Source organism: Streptomyces sp. NPDC043876, assembly GCF_056435825.1.
The window spans coordinates 272,418-289,293 of sequence record NZ_JBWKDV010000004.1; the positions used below are offsets into that span (position 1 = coordinate 272,418).

15 protein-coding genes are annotated in these 16,876 nt (G+C 74.2%); 8 read left to right on the plus strand and 7 right to left on the minus strand.

What is annotated here, in order from left to right:
- The first annotated feature begins 94 nt into the window (after nucleotides 1-94).
- The 6 genes from AC0693_RS15045 (at nucleotide 95) to AC0693_RS15070 (ending at nucleotide 7,382) form a co-directional block, all read left to right on the plus strand.
- A complete protein-coding gene (locus tag AC0693_RS15045) occupies nucleotides 95-1,159 on the plus strand; it encodes a carbohydrate ABC transporter permease (protein WP_356413470.1) in 1,065 nt (354 codons plus the stop codon).
- Nucleotides 1,160-1,163: 4 nt separating this feature from the next.
- Nucleotides 1,164-2,057 (plus strand): carbohydrate ABC transporter permease, encoded by an 894-nt coding sequence (locus tag AC0693_RS15050; protein WP_478802030.1) that lies wholly within the window; start codon nucleotides 1,164-1,166, stop codon nucleotides 2,055-2,057.
- 67 nt (nucleotides 2,058-2,124) lie between these two features.
- Entirely contained in the window at nucleotides 2,125-3,567 is a 1,443-nt protein-coding gene (locus AC0693_RS15055) for a GH1 family beta-glucosidase (RefSeq protein WP_356413466.1), read from the plus strand.
- Between the two features lie 166 nt (nucleotides 3,568-3,733).
- The gene (locus AC0693_RS15060) at nucleotides 3,734-5,869 is read left to right on the plus strand and encodes an FUSC family protein (RefSeq protein ID WP_478802031.1); all 2,136 of its coding nucleotides are present in this window, start codon (nucleotides 3,734-3,736) and stop codon (nucleotides 5,867-5,869) included.
- 119 nt (nucleotides 5,870-5,988) lie between these two features.
- Complete coding sequence (locus tag AC0693_RS15065; RefSeq protein ID WP_478802032.1) at nucleotides 5,989-6,816, plus strand: S1 family peptidase; 828 nt, start codon at nucleotides 5,989-5,991, stop codon at nucleotides 6,814-6,816.
- A 176-nt stretch (nucleotides 6,817-6,992) separates the two neighbouring features.
- Nucleotides 6,993-7,382 (plus strand): hypothetical protein, encoded by a 390-nt coding sequence (locus AC0693_RS15070; protein WP_478802033.1) that lies wholly within the window; start codon nucleotides 6,993-6,995, stop codon nucleotides 7,380-7,382.
- Between the two features lie 28 nt (nucleotides 7,383-7,410).
- Here the strand turns inward: AC0693_RS15070 and AC0693_RS15075 are convergent, their stop codons facing one another.
- Nucleotides 7,411-8,097, minus strand: coding sequence for a phosphatase PAP2 family protein (locus AC0693_RS15075; protein WP_478802034.1), 687 nt, complete (start codon nucleotides 8,095-8,097; stop codon nucleotides 7,411-7,413).
- A gap of 309 nt (nucleotides 8,098-8,406) precedes the next feature.
- Here AC0693_RS15075 and AC0693_RS15080 point away from each other — a divergent pair, with 309 nt between their 5' ends.
- Together AC0693_RS15080 and AC0693_RS15085 are read left to right on the plus strand one after the other, a co-directional pair.
- Complete coding sequence (locus AC0693_RS15080; RefSeq protein WP_478802035.1) at nucleotides 8,407-9,024, plus strand: hypothetical protein; 618 nt, start codon at nucleotides 8,407-8,409, stop codon at nucleotides 9,022-9,024.
- Nucleotides 9,025-9,070: 46 nt separating this feature from the next.
- On the plus strand, nucleotides 9,071-10,006 hold the full coding sequence (locus AC0693_RS15085; protein ID WP_478802036.1) for an NAD-dependent epimerase/dehydratase family protein: 936 nt from the start codon (nucleotides 9,071-9,073) through the stop codon (nucleotides 10,004-10,006).
- Nucleotide 10,007: 1 nt separating this feature from the next.
- Here the strand turns inward: AC0693_RS15085 and AC0693_RS15090 are convergent, their stop codons facing one another.
- The 6 genes from AC0693_RS15090 to AC0693_RS15115 all read right to left on the minus strand — a co-directional run bounded on the left by AC0693_RS15090 (nucleotide 10,008) and on the right by AC0693_RS15115 (nucleotide 16,813).
- Nucleotides 10,008-11,246, minus strand: coding sequence for a cytochrome P450 (locus AC0693_RS15090; RefSeq protein ID WP_478802037.1), 1,239 nt, complete (start codon nucleotides 11,244-11,246; stop codon nucleotides 10,008-10,010).
- Nucleotides 11,247-11,270: 24 nt separating this feature from the next.
- Entirely contained in the window at nucleotides 11,271-12,662 is a 1,392-nt protein-coding gene (locus tag AC0693_RS15095; RefSeq protein ID WP_478802038.1) for an NAD(P)/FAD-dependent oxidoreductase, read from the minus strand.
- A complete protein-coding gene (locus AC0693_RS15100; RefSeq protein ID WP_356415980.1) occupies nucleotides 12,655-12,903 on the minus strand; it encodes a ferredoxin in 249 nt (82 codons plus the stop codon). Before AC0693_RS15100 ends, AC0693_RS15095 begins: the two co-directional genes overlap by 8 nt.
- A gap of 125 nt (nucleotides 12,904-13,028) precedes the next feature.
- Nucleotides 13,029-13,628, minus strand: coding sequence for a hypothetical protein (locus tag AC0693_RS15105; RefSeq protein ID WP_469317222.1), 600 nt, complete (start codon nucleotides 13,626-13,628; stop codon nucleotides 13,029-13,031).
- Between the two features lie 194 nt (nucleotides 13,629-13,822).
- A complete protein-coding gene (locus AC0693_RS15110; protein WP_478802039.1) occupies nucleotides 13,823-16,213 on the minus strand; it encodes an ATP-binding cassette domain-containing protein in 2,391 nt (796 codons plus the stop codon).
- Nucleotides 16,214-16,396: 183 nt separating this feature from the next.
- Complete coding sequence (locus AC0693_RS15115) at nucleotides 16,397-16,813, minus strand: VOC family protein (RefSeq protein WP_356415959.1); 417 nt, start codon at nucleotides 16,811-16,813, stop codon at nucleotides 16,397-16,399.
- Between the last annotated feature and the right edge of the window lie 63 nt (nucleotides 16,814-16,876).

A 16,876-nucleotide genomic window follows, 5' to 3' on the forward strand; every position in this document is an offset into this window, starting at 1 on the left:
CGACCACGGCAGCCCGTCGGCGCCGCAGCTCCGCGACTCCGCACCCCCCGCAGCACCGCAGCACCCGCACGCATCGACCTGGAAGGACGCCCCCGTGGCCACCTCCGTACGGGCGACCAGTGGCGGCTCCCCGCCGCCGGCCGCACCACCCCCGGGCCCCGGCGCCGGTCCCGGCTCCGGCCCGGGTTCCGCACCCGGCTCCCGCAAGCGTTCCTCCGGCCCGGGCGGCTGGCGCAGCACGCTCTACCGCCTCGATCTGAAGGCGGTCCCCTACCTCTTCGTCGCCCCCTTCTTCCTCACCTTCGCCGCCTTCGGCCTCTTCCCGCTGATCTACACGGGATGGCTCTCGCTGCACCGGGTCGAACTCGGCGGCAGCGCGACGTGGAAGGGGCTGGACAACTACAGCTCCCTGGCGGGCAGTGAGTTCTTCTGGAACGCGCTCGCCAACACCTTCACCATCGGTGTGATCTCCACCGTTCCGCAGCTGCTGATGGCCCTCGGCCTGGCACACCTGCTCAACTACAAGCTGCGCGGCCGCGGGTTCTTCCGCGTCGCGATCCTGGCCCCGTACGCCACCTCGATCGCCGCGGCGACCCTCGTCTTCGCCCAGCTGTTCAACACCGACTACGGCCTGATCAACACCGGGCTCGGCCTGCTGGGCATCGATCCGGTGGCCTGGGAATCCTCCAAGTGGCCCGCGCAGATCGCCATTTCGACGATCGTGACCTGGCGCTGGACCGGGTACAACGCGCTCATCTACCTGGCGGCGATGCAGGCCGTACCGCAGGACCTCTACGAGGCCGCGGCGTTGGACGGTGCCTCGCGCTGGCGCCAGTTCCTCAGCGTCACCATCCCGTCCATCCGGCCGACCATCCTCTTCACCGTCATCGTCTCCACCATCGGCGCGACCCAGCTCTTCGGCGAGCCGATGCTCTTCGGCGGCAGCGTCGGCATCAGCGGCGGCAGCGGCAACCAGTTCCAGACGCTCAGCCTGCTCATGTACGAGAAGGGCTGGGTGACCGGCGCGCTGGGCCAGGCCTCCGCCATCGCCTGGGTCATGCTGCTGCTCCTGCTGCTCGTCGGCGGCCTCCAGGCGCTGCTCTCCCGCTCGAACCGCAAGCGACACGACGCCCGCACGCGCAGGAAGGCGGGGAGCTGACCTCATGGCCCGCACACTCGACACGATCACCGTCCCGGCGCCGCGCACCAGGCGGCTGCGGCCGGCGGCGGGCCGCCAGCACCACGCGGGACCGCTGACCTACGTCCTGCTGGGGCTGGCCGCCCTGATCTCCCTCTTCCCGCTGTACTGGAACCTCGTCGCCGCCTCCCACACGGGCGAGCGCGTGGTGGAGGCCCCGGCCCCGCTCCTGCCCGGCCCGCGGCTCTTCGACAACCTCACCTTCGCCTGGAACCAGGTGGACATGGGCGAGGCGCTGGTCAACACGACCGTCGTGGCGGGGCTCGTGGCCCTGTCCACCGTCCTGTTCTCCACCCTGGCCGGCTTCGCCTTCGCCAAGCTGCCCTTCAGGGGCCGGAGCGCGATGCTGGCTCTCGTGGTGGCGACCATGACCATCCCGCCGCAGCTGAGCGTGATCCCGCTCTACCAGATCATCACCGACCTCGGCTGGGTGGACCAGCTCCAGTCCGTCGTCCTGCCCTCGCTGGTCGCCGCCTTCGGCGTGTTCTTCATGCGCCAGTACCTGATCGAGGCCCTGCCGGTGGAGCTGGTGGAAGCGGCGCGGGTGGACGGCGCGCACAGCATGCGCATCATCTGGCACGTCGTGTTCCCGGTGGCCCGGCCCGCGATGGCGGTCCTCGGGATGCTCGTCTTCGTCCAGGCCTGGAACGACTTCTTCTGGCCGTTCATCGCCCTCACGCCCGACGGGAACCCGACGCTCCAGGTGGCGCTGGCCGGCCTCGGTTCGGGCAACCACACCGTCGACCAGGCCGTCGTCCTGACCGGCGCCCTCATCTCCACGCTGCCGCTGCTGCTGGTCTTCGCCGTGCTCGGCAAGCACATCGTGGGCGGGATCACCGCCGGCGCCGTCAAGAACTGACGGCGGCCGCCCGCACCGCCCCGTACGGCACCCCCTTCATCCACCCCTGCGTTGGGAGCGCTCCTCCATGACCGCGTCCGAGACCCGGCCACTCACCTCCGCCCGCACCTTCCCGCCCGACTTCCTGTGGGGCACGGCCACCGCCGCCTACCAGATCGAGGGCGCCGCCCGCGAGGACGGCCGGACCCCGTCCATCTGGGACACCTTCTCCCACACCCCCGGCAAGGTCTTCGAGGGCCACACCGGTGACGTGGCGGTGGACCACTACCACCGGTTCCGCGAGGACGTCCGCCTGATGTCCGAACTGGGCCTGAACTCCTACCGGTTCTCGGTGTCCTGGTCGCGGGTCCAGCCGACCGGCCGGGGCCCCGCCGTCCAGCGGGGGCTGGACTTCTACCGCCGGCTGGTCGACGAGCTGCTCGCCGCCGGGATCGAGCCCAACCTCACCCTCTACCACTGGGACCTGCCCCAGGAGCTGGAGGACGCGGGCGGCTGGCCGGAGCGCGCGACCGCGGAGCGGTTCGCCGAGTACGCGGGCATCGTCGGCGACGCCCTCGGGGACCGGGTGCAACGCTGGATCACGCTGAACGAGCCCTGGTGCAGCGCGTTCCTCGGCTACGGCTCCGGGGTGCACGCCCCGGGCCGCACCGACCCCGTCGACGCCCTGCGCGCGGCCCACCACCTCAACCTCGGTCACGGCCTGGCCGTCCAGGCGCTGCGGGCCGCGGTGCCCGGGGGCGGCCGGATCGCGGTCTCCCTCAACCTGCACGAGCTGCGCCCGCTGACCCCCTCGGCCGAGGACCTGGAGGCCGTCCGCCGGATCGACGCCGTGGGCAACCGGATCTGGCTGGGCCCCATGCTGGAGGGCGCCTACCCGGCCGACCTGTTCGAGGACACGGCCCGGCTGACGGACTGGTCCTTCGTCCGGGACGGCGACACGGCCACGAGCCACCAGCCACTGGACCTGCTCGCCATCAACTACTACACGCCCACGGTCGTCGCGCACGTCGCGCAGGGCGAGGAGAAGCCGCAGGACGACGGGCACGGCGACAGCGGGCACTCCCCCTGGCCCGGCGCGGACGACGTGGCCTTCCACCGGGCACCGGGCGAGCGCACGGCGATGGGGTGGCCGGTCGATCCGAGCGCGCTCCACGACCTGCTGACCCGGACCGCCGCCCGGTATCCCGGGCTGCCGCTCGTCATCAGCGAGAACGGAGCGGCGTACGAGGACGTGGTCGGCCCGGACGGCACGGTCCACGACCCGGAGCGCGCCGCGTACGTCCACGCCCACCTCGACGCCGTGCACCGGGCGATCGACTCCGGGGTGGACGTGCGCGGTTACTTCCTCTGGTCGCTGCTCGACAACTTCGAGTGGGCGTACGGGTACGCGAAGCGGTTCGGCGCCGTGCACGTCGATTACGACACCCTCAAGCGCACACCCAAGTCCAGCGCGCACTGGTACGCGGGGGTGGCGCGCACGGGCGAGCTGCGCGCTCCCGGCGAGGCGTGAGCGCAGGGGCCCGCGCGGCGCGGGACGGCTGAGCGCCGGCTCCGGGGGGAGCGGCGGGGTGGCCCGGGCGGACACCGCCCGGGCCACCGGCCGGTCGGGGCGCGCACGGCCGGGGCGTGCACCGGCCGGTGTGGTGGGAGCCGGGGAACGGTCCGATGCTGGAGTCATGGGCGTCCACCGTGAGGACGGCGCGGGCCGCGGGCCGGCCCGGGCGGCCCGGCTCGCGGTCCGCACGACGCTCGCCGCGTGCGCCGGGTTCTTCGTGTGCCTGTACGGGCTGGACCGGCCCGTCGCGGCGACGTACGCGCTGTTCGGGGTGGTCTCCATGGCCGCCCTCTCGCACATTCCCGGCACCGGGCGCCGTCGGGCGGCCGTCCTGGTCAGGACGGTGCCCGTGGCCTGGGCGCTGGTGAGCGCGGGCACCTGCCTCGCGGTGCGGACCTGGAGCGCCGTGGCCGGCATGCTGCTGATCGGCTTCGTCCTGGCCTTCGCGGCGGCGGCCGGGCCGCGCGCGGCGGGGGCGGCTCCCGGGTTGCAACTGCTCTACATCCTGCCGTGCTTCCCGCCCTACGCGCCGGACACGCTGGCCGAGCGGCTCGCGGGGGTGAGCTTCGGGCTCGCGCTGCTGGTTCTCGCCGAGGTCTTCGTCCTGCCCGAACCGGCCGCGCCGACCTACCGGGAGCTGGCCGCCGGGGCGGCCGGTACCGCGGCCCGCTGCGCGGCCGAGCTGGCCCGCGGACCGTATCCGCTGTCCGGTGCCTCGGCGGGGGCGGCGCGGGCGTCCGGGGAGGCGCTGCGGCCCCTGCGGGTGGCCGAGGCCGAACGGCCCGCCGGGCCGGGTCTGCGCGACCGCGCCCTCGGCCACGCCGGACTGGCCGCCCGTACCCTGCTCGGCCGCCTGGTGGGCCTCCCCGCTCCTCCCCCGGGCGGGCCGCCGGGCGAGGGAGCGGAGCTGCTGGACGCGGTCGCCGTATCCGCCGCCGGGACCGCGGGCCTGCTGGGGGGCGCGGAGCGCGGGAGCCGTGCGGACGGCCCCGCCGCTCCGGACGCGGCCGCCGACGCCCTGCGGTGCGTACGGGCGCGCACCCTGGCGGCGGCCGCGGACGAGCGGCCCACGACCGCGGCCCGGGGCCTGCGCCGGGCGGCCCTGCTGGAGGTCGCGGACGCCGCCATGGCCTTCTCCACGGCGGCCCGGCTGGCGGTGGAGGGCCGCCGGGCGCGGGCGCCCGCCGTGACCGATCCCGGCCGCTTCTGGTACGCCGGGCAGAGCGCCCCCCGCCTGTGGTGGCACCGGCTGGCCGCGCACGCGGGCCCCCGGTCCGTGTACTTCCAGAACGCCGTCCGCATCAGCCTCGCGCTCGCGGCGGCCCGTACGATCGCGGGCCTGGAGTCGCTGCCGCACGGCTTCTGGGCGATGCTCGCCGTCCTCAGCCTGACCCGGACCACGGCCTCCCAGACCCGTGCGACGGTGCGCCGGGCGCTCCTGGGCACCCTGGTCGGCGCGGTGGTGACCGCCGCCGTGCTGGCGCTGGTCGGCGGCCGCACCACCGTCTACGCCGTGTCCCTGCCGTTCGTCATGCTCGTCGCCTTCCGGGTGGGACCGGTGCGGGGTGTGGGGTGGGCGCAGGGCATGTTCACCCTCGTCGTGGCCTTCGTCTTCGCCCAACTGGCGCCGGTCACCTGGCGGCTGGCCGAGATCAGGATCATGGACGTGGTCGTCGGCAGCCTGATCGGCGTCGTGTTCGGGCTGCTCGCCTGGCCGCGGGGGGCGCGGGAGGAACTGCGGCGGGCGGTGGCCCTGATGCTCGCGCGGGCGGCCGAGACGGTCGAAGGGGCCACGGCCGCCGCGGCGCTGGGCGGCCCGGGAGCCGTCCCCGACGACCGCCCGCTCCAACTCGCCCTGTCGCTCGCGGAGTCGGCGTACGCGCAGTACCAGAGCGAGCCGGCGGGCACCGCGGAGGGTGCCGGGTCCGCCGGGGCGGTGGGAGCCGCCGGGGGCCCGCCGGACTGGCAGGCGCGCATGATGACCGGCCACCACGTGCTGTGGGGTTCGAGGCGGCTGCTGGGACCCGGTGGGCCGGCCCTCGGTGCGCAGGAGGGCGCGTGGCTGTGCGGACGTGCGGCCGAGGTGGCCGGTCTGCTGCGGGGGATGACGCCGGGCGCGCCCGGCCCGGGCCCCGTGGCGTGCCCGCCGGGCGGGCCACCGGAGGTGGCCCCGCCGCGCTTCTTCACCGTGCTCGCCTGGCTCGACTCGCTCACCGCGGACGTCCGGCGCACGGCCCCACCTGCGGCGACGGGGTGAGAGCCCGCCCCCGGGAGTGGGGTTGTCCCCACCCGTCGGGGGCCCGTTGGCCGGATGGTTCGATGGATCACGGGCCCGCAGGCTGGACACGTACCAGTTTCCGCCGGAAGGAACTTTTTGTGATCAGCGTGAAGGCGGTGCGCCGTCGTGGTGCACGCGCCGCTGCCGTCGTCGCCCTCGCCACCGCGGCCTGCGCCACCGCCATGAGCGGGAGCGCCGGGGCCATCGTCAACGGCGGCGATTCCACCGAGCGGTACCCGTTCATGGTCTCGATCCCGATGAAGGCCCCGAGCCTGCAGCTGGACGACGGCGTCTGCGGAGGGACGCTCATCGCCCCCCGGTGGGTGCTCACGGCCGCCCACTGCGTGGCGGAACCCGAGGTCGTGCTCGACGGCACCGTCCGCATCGGCAGCAAGCAGCGGCAGTCCGGCGGCACCGTCCGCACGATCGACAAGACGATCGTCCATCCGGGCTACGTGAACGGCCAGGGGAACGCCAACAAGGACGACATGGCCCTGATCCGGCTGGACCGGCCGGTCGACGAGAAGCCCATCCGCATCGCGGACCGGGCCGGCAAGCCGGGCACGCCGACCCGGCTGCTCGGCTTCGGTACGGTCATCGACATCACCCGGCTCTCCGACGCCCGCTTCGCGGACCGGCTGCAGGAGCTGCCCGCCCGCCGGGGCGCGGACAGCGAGTGCGCGCCCGGATTCGCGGCGGACACCCGGTTGTGCACGATCAGCCGGGTGCCGGACGCCATGGCGTGCTTCGGGGATTCGGGCGGCCCGCAGATCCAGCGGGGCAAGGGCGGCCGGTGGGAGCTCGTCGGCACCACCTCCGGTCCCGGCGCCCCTGGCGTGCCCTGCTCGCAGGGGCCGGGGCTGTACGGCAACGTGCCCGCCTACGCGGACTGGATCCGCAGGACCATCGGCGGCGGCGGCCGGTAGGCGCTCGCGCCGCGGCCCGTGTGACGGATCGCGCCGCTCACCCGTCCGGCGCGGCCCGCCGCCCGCGCGGCGCCGTGGGGCGAAGGCCCCCCGCGGCGCCGCGTTGCCGCGTCCGGGCCGATAATGGGCGCGGCCCGCCGGACGCCGGCGCGCTCGATCGACGGGATGAAGGTTCCATGACCCTCCATGAAGGCCAGCGGGTACGGCTCGCGGCGGACACCAGGCTCACCGAGTGGGTCGCGACGACGGACGGCTGCGGCGGGGCGGCAGCCGTCGCCGGGTCCCTGTCCCTGGCGGCGGGCACGCCCGGGGTCGTGGAGCGCGTGGTCACCCATGACGAGCAGAGCCCCGAGGCCGCCGAGTACCTCCGGCTGAAGTCCCTGCTGGACGCGTTCGGCCACACGATGCCCCCGGCCAGCGGGAAGCAGCTCGAAGAGAAGGTCGCGGCGCTGGAGCCCGACTGGGCCGCCTACCAGGCGCAGCGGCTGCGCGCGACGGTCCGCGTCCGCTTCGACAACGGTTTCATCCTCGACGACGCACGCGAAGACCTCTTCACCGGCGCCTGACCGGCCCTCCCGGTTGTCCGGTCTTCCGTCAGGCGACCGGGTTCCGGGCTCCGGTGCGCCACAGGAAGGCGCGGGCGAGGAGGGAGAGCCACGCGGTCGCGAAGAGCCAGCCGCCGAGCACGTCGGTGGGCCAGTGCACGCCCAGGTAGATCCGCGAAAGACCCACCGCCGCGCCCCAGCAGGCGATGAGCACGACGGGGAAGCGGGGCACCGGGGGGCCGCGCAGGACCAGCGCGGCGATCAGGAGCCCGGCGGTCATCGCGGCGGTGGCGCTGTGACCCGAGGGAAAGGACCACCCCGAAGCGTGCACCGCCCAGTCGGCGGCGGCGGGGCGCGGACGGGCGATCCCCACCATGGCCGCGTAGCGCAGGGCCTGTCCCGCACCGAGGCACAGCAGCAGCGCGGCCGCCGTACGGGCCCGCCCCCGGGTGGTGCGGCCCGCGTACCACCCGGCCGCCAGCAGCAGGGCGTACGGGATGAACCCGGTACCGGTGTCGGTGACCGCCCGGGCCAGGGCCGAGGCGACGGGCGGCCGGTGCGCCACGGACCAGCGGTGCGGCCCCGTGTCGGCGGGCAGCCGCGGATCCCCGCCGTGCGTGACCCAGACCGCCAGCAGGACGAACAGCGCCAGGGAGACGAGCGCCAGCCAGCTGGCGCGGCGTGCGAGGGCGGTACGGGTTCCGGTACCGGTGACGGACCGGCCGCGCGCGCTCACGGCGGCCCGGACCGGCGCCGGGTCCGGGCGGGGCCGGTCGCCCCCGCGCGGGCCGGGCCGCCGAGGGGCGCGGCGTGCGCGGGCGCGGCATACGCGCACCGGGAGCCGTACGTACGGCCGTACCTGGGAGTCAACCGACGGATCCGTTCTGGCGCTCGGCCTGGAGGTCCACCGCACTGTAGGCGACGGCGCGGCGCGTCCCCGGTAACGGCCCGCCGGACCCGGCGGTGGGCGCTTTCGGCGGCCTGCCGCGCACAATGGGCTCGACGGCCGAAACGGGCCGGCGGTCCGGCAGGAGGCGCGCGGCACGTGAACAACCCGGCACCAGAGGAAGCGGACCGGCTCCAGGTCTGGGCGGAGCGCGTGGTCGACCGGCTCGTCGGCACGGACGACGTGGACCAGGAGCTGATCACGGCCGTCCACGGGCAGCCGGACCTCACCGCGGAAACCGCCGTGCGCCGCGCCCACGCCCTGCACGCGGCGGCCATGGGTCTGGGGCCGGCGGGGTGCGCCGCCGCCGCGGGCACGTCGGAATCCCTGCTGGCCCACTGGCGCCGGGACCCGGTCTTCGACACGGCCATGACCGCGGCCGCGGCCCTGGCCGGTGGCCGTGCCGGTGCCGGTGCCGGTGCCGGACGGGTTGCGCCGCAGGGGCCGTTGACCGGCTTCGCCCTCGGCATCCTGCTGCGCTCCCTGGCCAGGGACGGCCACCTCGGCACCGCGGCCCGCGCGGCGGGTCTCACCCGGGAGCAGCTCACCCGCATGCGGCGGAGCAACGCCACCGTCAACGGCCTCGTGGAGGCGGCGGTCCGGCGGGCCAGGGTCCGGCACACCGCCGAGCGCGGGCACAAACGCGGATACGGCTACCGGTTGGTCCACCGCGCCGAAGCCCCGGCGCCCGGCGCCACCGGGGCCGAAGGCCCTTGACGGAACCGGCCCCGAGCGCCCCGCGCACGCGCGCTAGGCTGCCCTGATGAGCCATTACCTCGTCGTCGGATTCGGACCCGCCGGGGCCGCCACCGCTCGGCTGCTGGTCGAACGGGGTCACTCGGTGCGGGTCGTCACCCGGTCGGGCCGCGACCCCGAACCCGGCATCGAGCACGTCGCGCTGGACGCCGCCGACAGCGAGCGGCTGACCGCCGCGGCACGGGGTGCGGCTGCCGTCTTCGGCTGCGCGGCCCCGCCCTACCACCGCTGGGCGGACGCGTGGCCGCCCCTGGCCGCGTCCCTCCTCGCGGCGGCCGAGGCGACCGGAGCGGTCCTCGTCCTGCTGGGCAACCTCTACGGGTACGGACCGGTGGACGGCCCGCTGACCGAGGCGCTGCCGCCGGCGGCGACCGGGCCCAAGGGGCGGGTGCGCGCCGAGGTGTGGGAGCGGGCGCGGGCCCTGCACGAGCAGGGCCGGGTCAGCGCGGTCGAGGTCCGGGCCTCGGACTTCTTCGGGCCCGGTGTGACCGACGGCGGACACCTGGCCGCGCGGGTGGTGCCGCGCGTACTGCGCGGCAAGCCGGTCTCCGTGATCGGGGATCCGGACGCCCCGCACAGCTGGAGCTACGTCCCGGACGTGGCCCGGGCCCTGGTCGAGGTCGCGGGCGACGAGCGGGCCCTGGGGCGCGCCTGGCACGTCCCGACGGAACCGGCCCGCTCCGCCGGGGAGATGGTCGCGCTGCTCGCCGCCCGGGCGGGGACAGAACCTGTCGCGGTGCGCGGGATTCCGTCCGCCGTGCTCGGCGCCGCCGCCCTCTTCTCCCCGCTGATCCGCGAACTGAGGGAGGTCCGCTACCAGTTCGACCGCCCCTTCGTGCTCGACTCGCGGGCGTACGAGGCGGCGTTCGGGCTCCGCGCCACCCCGGTCGACGCCCAGGTCCGGGCCACGGTGGAGTGGTGGCGGGCGAGGGCGTCGGCGTGACTCAGGGGCGGATCCCGTCACACGCGATCCGCAGGTGGCGGGGGCCGCGCAGGACCGCGTTCTGCCGGTAGGGCGGGGGGTCCTCCAGGAGGCGGGGGTTCTCCAGCCTCCTGGCCAGTTCGCTGAGCGCGAGCTGCGCTTCCAGGCGCGCCAGCGGGGCGCCGAAGCAGCTGTGGATGCCGCTGCCGAGCCCCAGGTGCTGGATGTCCCTGCGGTACGGGTCGAAGCGGTCCGGGTCGGCGAAGCGGGCCGGGTCCCGGTTGCCGGAGGCCAGGATCAGCCACATCGAGGACCCCTTGGGGATGGTCACCCCGCGGACCTCGATGTCGACGAGGGGCGTGCGCTGCGGCAGAAGCTGCACCGGCGGTTCGAAGCGCAGCAGCTCCTCGACGAGGGGGACGGCCAGCCCCGGTTCCTCGCGCAGCCGCCGCAGGACGTCCGGGTTGCGCAGCAGGGTCAGCATGCCGTTGGTGATCAGGTTGACCGTGGTCTCGTGCCCGGCGATGAGCAGCAGGGCGGCGGTGCTGAGCAGCTCCATCGTGGACATGGACCCGTCCGGCCCGTGTCCCGCGGCCAGTTGGGAGAGCATGTCGTCGCCGGGGTCCTTGCGCCGCTCCTCGATCAGCCCGGCCAGGTACATGCCGAGTTCCATCCGGGAGTCGTGGGTGGCCCGTTGCCGCTCGGCCGGGTCGGCCTCCGGATCGGGGTCCAGGCTCGCGGCGAGGGTGTCGGCCCAGACGTGGAAGCGGGCCTCGTCCTCGCGGGGCACGCCCAGCAGCTGGCAGATCATCGTCACGGGGAACGGGTACGCGAACTGGTCGACCAGGTCGATCCCGTCGGGGTCGCCGAGGCCGTCGATGAGCCCGGTGACGATGTCCTTCAGGCCGCCGCGCATCCCGTCGACGCGGTACGGGGAGTGCGGGGGTCCGAAGGGCCGGTTGGTCATCCGGCGCAGCCGGTCGTGTTCCGGCGGGTCCAGCTTCAGGAAGCTCGGCGGCAGCGCCATGGCCTCCTCTCCCCCGCCCTCGGCCAGCGGATCGGCCGCCGTGGCCGCCAGGTTGCGGGAGTCGGAGCTGAGCCGCGGGTCGTGCAGGAGGCTCTGGATGTCGTAGTAGGTGCTGACGACGTACGGTCCGCTCCCGTCGTGGAAGACGGGGGTCTTGCGCAGCTCCTCGTACAGCGGGTAGGGGTTCGCGCGGTTCGCGTAGTCCAGGATCCGGCTCAGGATGCCGTCGTTCATTGCGGGTCCTCCGGGACGTGCGGGTCAGTGCCCGGCGGGGGTGAAGGTGATCCGGCGGTCGGCCGGCGAGTACCCGCTGAGGGTGATGGTGGGTCCGTGCGTGGGCACGGACGGGTCGGGGAAGTCCGCGGGGATCGGCTGCTGCCCGTCGGCGCGGCGGTCGACGGTGGTGAACGGGAGCGGGAAGGGAGCGGTGGCCTCGATCTGCTGCTCGTAGAACTGCAGCCAGCGCGAGTTGTCGAAGGTGACCGCTCCGATGACCCGGCCCTGGTAGCCGTAGACGCCGGTGAAGCGGCGCTCGGCGCGCGAGCCCTGAGTGATCATGATTTCGGTGCCCATGGAGGGCACACCGACCGATTTGATGTTCACGCCGAACTGGGAGGACCAGAAGGCGGGCACCCACAGGTGCGGGCGCCGCTCGGTGCTCTCGCTCAGCATGTTGTGGGCGGCGGTCTCGGCCTGGGCGACGGCGTTGCCCCAGTGCTCCAGGGACAGGAACTGGTAGCCGAAGAGCGCGTGCGGGGAGCGGGCCACGTCGCCCGCCACGTAGATGTCGTCGGTGACGATGCCGCGGATGTCGAAGGCCCGGCAGCCCGCGTCGCAGGCGATGCCGCGCGGGCCCGCCCCCAGACCGGAACCGGTCAGCCACTCGGTGTTGCGCTGGGCGCCCAGCGAGACGACCACGACGTCGCACTCCAGGGTGGTGCCGTCGGAGAAGTGCGCGGCCCGGACGCGGCCGGTGGAGTCGCCCTCCAGGGCGGTGACCATGACGCCGGTGCGCAGGTCGACGCCGTGCTCGCGCTGGAGTTCGGCGGCGACGGCGCCGATCACCCCGCCCAGGGCGCCGACGAGGGGGCCGTCGCCGCGTTCGGCGACGGTCACCTCCAGCCCGCGTTCGCGGCACGCGGAGGCGATCTCGGAGCCGGTGAACCCGGCGCCGATGACCAGGACCCGGCGCGGTCCGGCGGCGAGTGCCCGGGCCAGGGCCGCGCCGTCGTCGCGGGTGCGCAGGGTGAAGACCCCGCCGAGTTCGCCCTCGGCCTCGTTGGGCCAGGGCCGGGCGCGCACGCCGGTGGCGATCAGCAGGCGGTCGTAGGGCACTTCGTCGCCGTCGGCCAGCCGGACGGTACGGGCCGCCATGTCGAGGCCGTCGGCCGGGACGCCCAGGCGCCACTCGGCGTCGAGGGCGCGGCGCCGGGGCAGCAGGGTGTGGTCGGCGTCGGCCTTGCCCAGCAGCACCCCCTTGGAGAGCGGCGGGCGGTCGTACGGCTCGTGCGGCTCGTCGCCGACCAGGGTCAGCGAGCCGGTGAAGCCCTTCTCGCGCATGGTTTCGGCGGCGCGCAGTCCCGCGAGTGAGGCGCCGACGACCACGATCCGGCCGGAGCGCTTCAGCTGTTCCAGGGTGCTCTCAGGCATCGGGGCCCTCCCGCGTGCCGGCGCCGGCGGGGGTGCCCGCGCCGGCCAGGTCGAGTTCGTCCACGAGGATCGCCTGCACCGGGCAGGCGGCGGCGGCCTGGGCCACCCGTTCGCGCTGGGCCGCTTCGGCGTGCGGGTCGTAGAGCAGTCCCTCGTCCCCGTGCATCGCGAAGACATCGGGGGCGAGGAAGGCGCACTGGGCGTATCCCTGGCACCGGTTGAGATCGACGACGAGCCTCAGCAAGGTGTGGTCCTTTCGGTGACCCCCGCGGCTTCCGGGACCAGCCTGCGGGCCGCCGCGGCACGGGGCCCGTCCGGCGGGACCGTCGGAGTGACGCGGGGGCGCGGGGGCGGTCGCGCGGGAGGTCAGGGCGCGGTCGCGGGCGTGCGCGGGGCCGCCATGCCGGACTTCAGGACGTACAGGCTGACGAGCAGGGCCCAGGCCGGGAAGACCAGCTCGGACCACGGCAGCGAGGAGCCCACCACCAGCAGCACCAGGCCTACCAGGTACCCGGCGAGGACCAGCGGGCGCGGGAAGACCCCGAGCCGGCGGCCGATCGTGGAGGTCGCGAGGACGAAGACGGCCGCCATGCGCATCGCGTAGGTGGTGAGCAGGGTGTACGCGAAGTGGCGGCCGAATTCCTGGGGCTGGTCGGCGTCGAGCACCGTTCCGCAGGCCGCGGCGGCGCCGAAGAGGCAGGCGACGAAGACCAGGCCGCTGCCGAGGAAGACCGTGGAGACGAAGCGGTCCTCGCGGTCCCCTCCGTGCGCCCGCAGCGCGCCCATGAACCAGAGGAAGGCGATGCCGGCGAAGGGGACGAGTTCCACGGCCGCGGTCACGGCGTCCCGCTGGCCCGAGGTGACCGTGATCCGGGCCGCGCCGCCCCCTTCGGGCAGGGCGAGCCGGGCGAGCACGATCGCGCCCGCGAGCAGGACGGCGAAGAGCACCCCCGCGAGTCCCGCCATGCGTGGAGTGCTCAGGCTCGGGCCGGTGGGGGGCGGTGGGTGCGCTGGTGTCATGGGTCCAGCAAGCCGGTGGTGGGCCCGGGGTGCCAGCGGGGCCGTCCGGCCGGGTGACGCGCCACCGCCGTGCCGGCCCTGCGCGGGCGGGCACGGCGGGGAGGGACGGGCACGGCGGCCGAGGCGCTTCCGGGGCCGGGTCAGCTGCCGACGTACGCCGCGAGGTGCTCGCCGGTGAGGGTGGTGCGCGCCGCGATCAGGTCGGCGGGGGTGCCCTCGAAGACGATGCGGCCGCCGTCGTGACCGGCGCCCGGGCCGAGGTCGATGATCCAGTCGGCGTGCGCCATGACGGCCTGGTGGTGCTCGACGACGATGACGGACTTGCCCGAGTCCACGAGCCGGTCGAGCAGGCCGAGCAGCTGCTCGACGTCAGCCAGGTGCAGGCCCGCGGTCGGCTCGTCGAGGACGTAGATCCCGCCCTTCTCCGCCATGTGGGTGGCCAGCTTGAGCCGCTGACGCTCACCGCCGGACAGGGTGGTCAGCGGCTGCCCGAGGCTGAGGTAGCCGAGGCCCACGTCGGCGAGCCGGACCAGGACCGCGTGGGCGGCCGGGGTGCGCGCCTCGCCGCTGCCGAAGAACTCCTCGGCCTCGGTGACCGACATCGCGAGCACCTCGCTGATGTCGCGGCCGCCGAGGCGGTATTCGAGGACCGAGGCGTCGAACCGCTTGCCCTCGCACTCCTCGCAGACACTGGCGACGCCGGCCATCATCGCGAGGTCGGTGTAGACCACCCCGGCGCCGTTGCAGCCGGGGCAGGCGCCCTCGGAGTTGGCGCTGAACAGCGCCGGCTTCACGCCGTTGGCCTTGGCGAACGCCTTGCGGATCGGGTCGAGCAGGCCCGTGTAGGTCGCCGGGTTGCTGCGGCGCGAGCCGCGGATGGCGCCCTGGTCGACGGAGACCACCCCCGCGCCGCGCGGGACGGAGCCGTGGACGAGCGAACTCTTGCCGGAGCCCGCCACGCCGGTGACCACGGTCAGCACCCCGAGCGGGATGTCGACGTCGACGTTCTGGAGGTTGTGGGTGTGCGCGCCGCGGATCTCCAGTGCGCCGGTGGGTTTGCGGACCGAGTCCTTGACGGCGGCCCGGTCGTCGAAGTGCCGCCCGGTGATGGTGTTCCCAGCGCGCAGGCCCTCGACGGTGCCCTCGAAGCAGACGGTGCCGCCCCCGGCGCCGGCGCCCGGGCCTAGGTCGACGACGTGGTCGGCGATCGCGATGGTCTCCGGCTTGTGCTCCACGACGAGCACGGTGTTGCCCTTGTCCCGCAGCCGCAGGAGCAGGTCGTTCATCCGCTGGATGTCGTGCGGGTGCAGGCCGGTGGTCGGCTCGTCGAAGACGTAGGTGACGTCGGTGAGCGGGGACCCGAGGTGGCGGACCATCTTCACGCGCTGCGCCTCGCCGCCCGACAGTGTGCCCGACGGCCGGTCCAGCGAGAGGTAGCCCAGCCCGATCTCGGTGAACGAGTCGAGGGTCTGCCCCAGGGTGGCGAGCAGCGGCGCCACCGAGGGCTCGTCCAGGCCGCGGACCCATGCGGCCAGGTCGCTGATCTGCATCGCGCAGGCGTCGGCGATGCTGATCTTCTTGATCTTCGACGACCGGGCCTCCGCGCTGAGCCGGGTGCCCTCGCACTCGGGGCAGGTCGTGAAGGTGACCGCCCGGTCCACGAACTCCCGGATGTGCGGCTGCATCGCCTCCCGGTCCTTGGACAGCATCGACTTCTGGATCTTGGGGATCAGGCCTTCGTAGGTGAGGTTGACCCCCTCGACCTTGACCTTGGTGGGCTCCCGGTAGAGGAAGTCCTGCATCTCCTTCTTGGTGAACTTCGCGATGGGCTTGTTCGGGTCGAGGAGGCCCGACTCGGCGTAGACCCGCACGGTCCAGAAGCTGTCCGACTTCCAGCCGGGAATGGTGAACGCGCCCTCGGCCAGCGACTTGGAGTCGTCGTAGAGCTGGGTGAGGTCGATGTCGGAGACCGCGCCCCGGCCCTCGCAGCGCGTGCACATGCCGCCGGTGCGGTTGAAGGTCGCCTTCACCGTCTTCCTGGCGCCGCGCTCGACGGTGATCGCGCCGCTGGCCCGCACCGAGGGGACGTTGAAGGCGAACGCGCCGGGCGGGCCGATGTGCGGCGTGCCGAGGCGGCTGAAGAGGACGCGCAGCATCGCGTTGGCGTCGGTGGCGGTGCCGACCGTGGAGCGCGGGTCGGCGCCCATCCGCTGCTGGTCGACGATGATCGCGGTGGTCAGCCCGTCGAGCACGTCGACGTCGGGACGGGCCGTCGTCGTCATGAAGCCCTGCACGAAGGCGCTGTAGGTCTCGTTGATGAGCCGCTGCGATTCCGCGGCGATCGTGCCGAACACCAGGGAGCTCTTGCCCGAGCCGGAGACGCCGGTGAACACCGTCAGGCGGCGCTTGGGGATCTCGACACTGATGTCCTTGAGGTTGTTGACGCGCGCGCCGTGCACGCGGATCAGGTCGTGGCTGTCGGCGCCGTGCGGCGCAGGCGGCTGCGCGTCCGTCCTCGTGGCCTTGCTCATCGTCACTCCATGTCTGCGTCTGCTGCGTCGGCGCGGTCGCGGCACCGGTCCCTGTCCACTGTCTACCTGATCTGCTGCCGGTCCGGCCCGCCGTCCACCGGATCCGCGGTGGGGCGGGCGAAGGGCGCGCACCGGGCCGGCCGGGTGGCCGGCCGGGTGCGCGCCCGTCTCACGGACCGGGCGTCAGCGCCCGCGTGCCTGGCTGAAACGCAGCATGTTGCCGGACGGGTCGCGGAAGGCGCAGTCCCGGACGCCGTACGGCTGGTCGATCGGCTCCTGCAGCACTTCGCCGCCCGCGGAGCGGACGCGTTCGAAGAGGGCGTCGCAGTCGTCGGTCCGGAAGATCACGCCGCGCAGCAGGCCCTTGGCGAGCAGTTCGGCCACCGCTTCCCGGTCGGCGGCGGAGGCGTTGGGGTCGGCGAGGGGCGGTTCGAGGACGATGTCCAGGTCGGGCTGCGACGGCGAGCCGACCGTCACCCAGCGCATCCCCTTGGCGCCGACGTCGCCCCGCACCTCCAGACCCAGCACGTCCCGGTAGAAGGCGATCGCCTTGTCGTGGTCGTCGACGGCGATGAAGACTTGCGAGAGGTTGATGTCCATGTGCTTCACGCTAGGCGCGCGGGGTCCGTTCGTGCTTCTCCATTCCTGACCGATCCCCCGCCG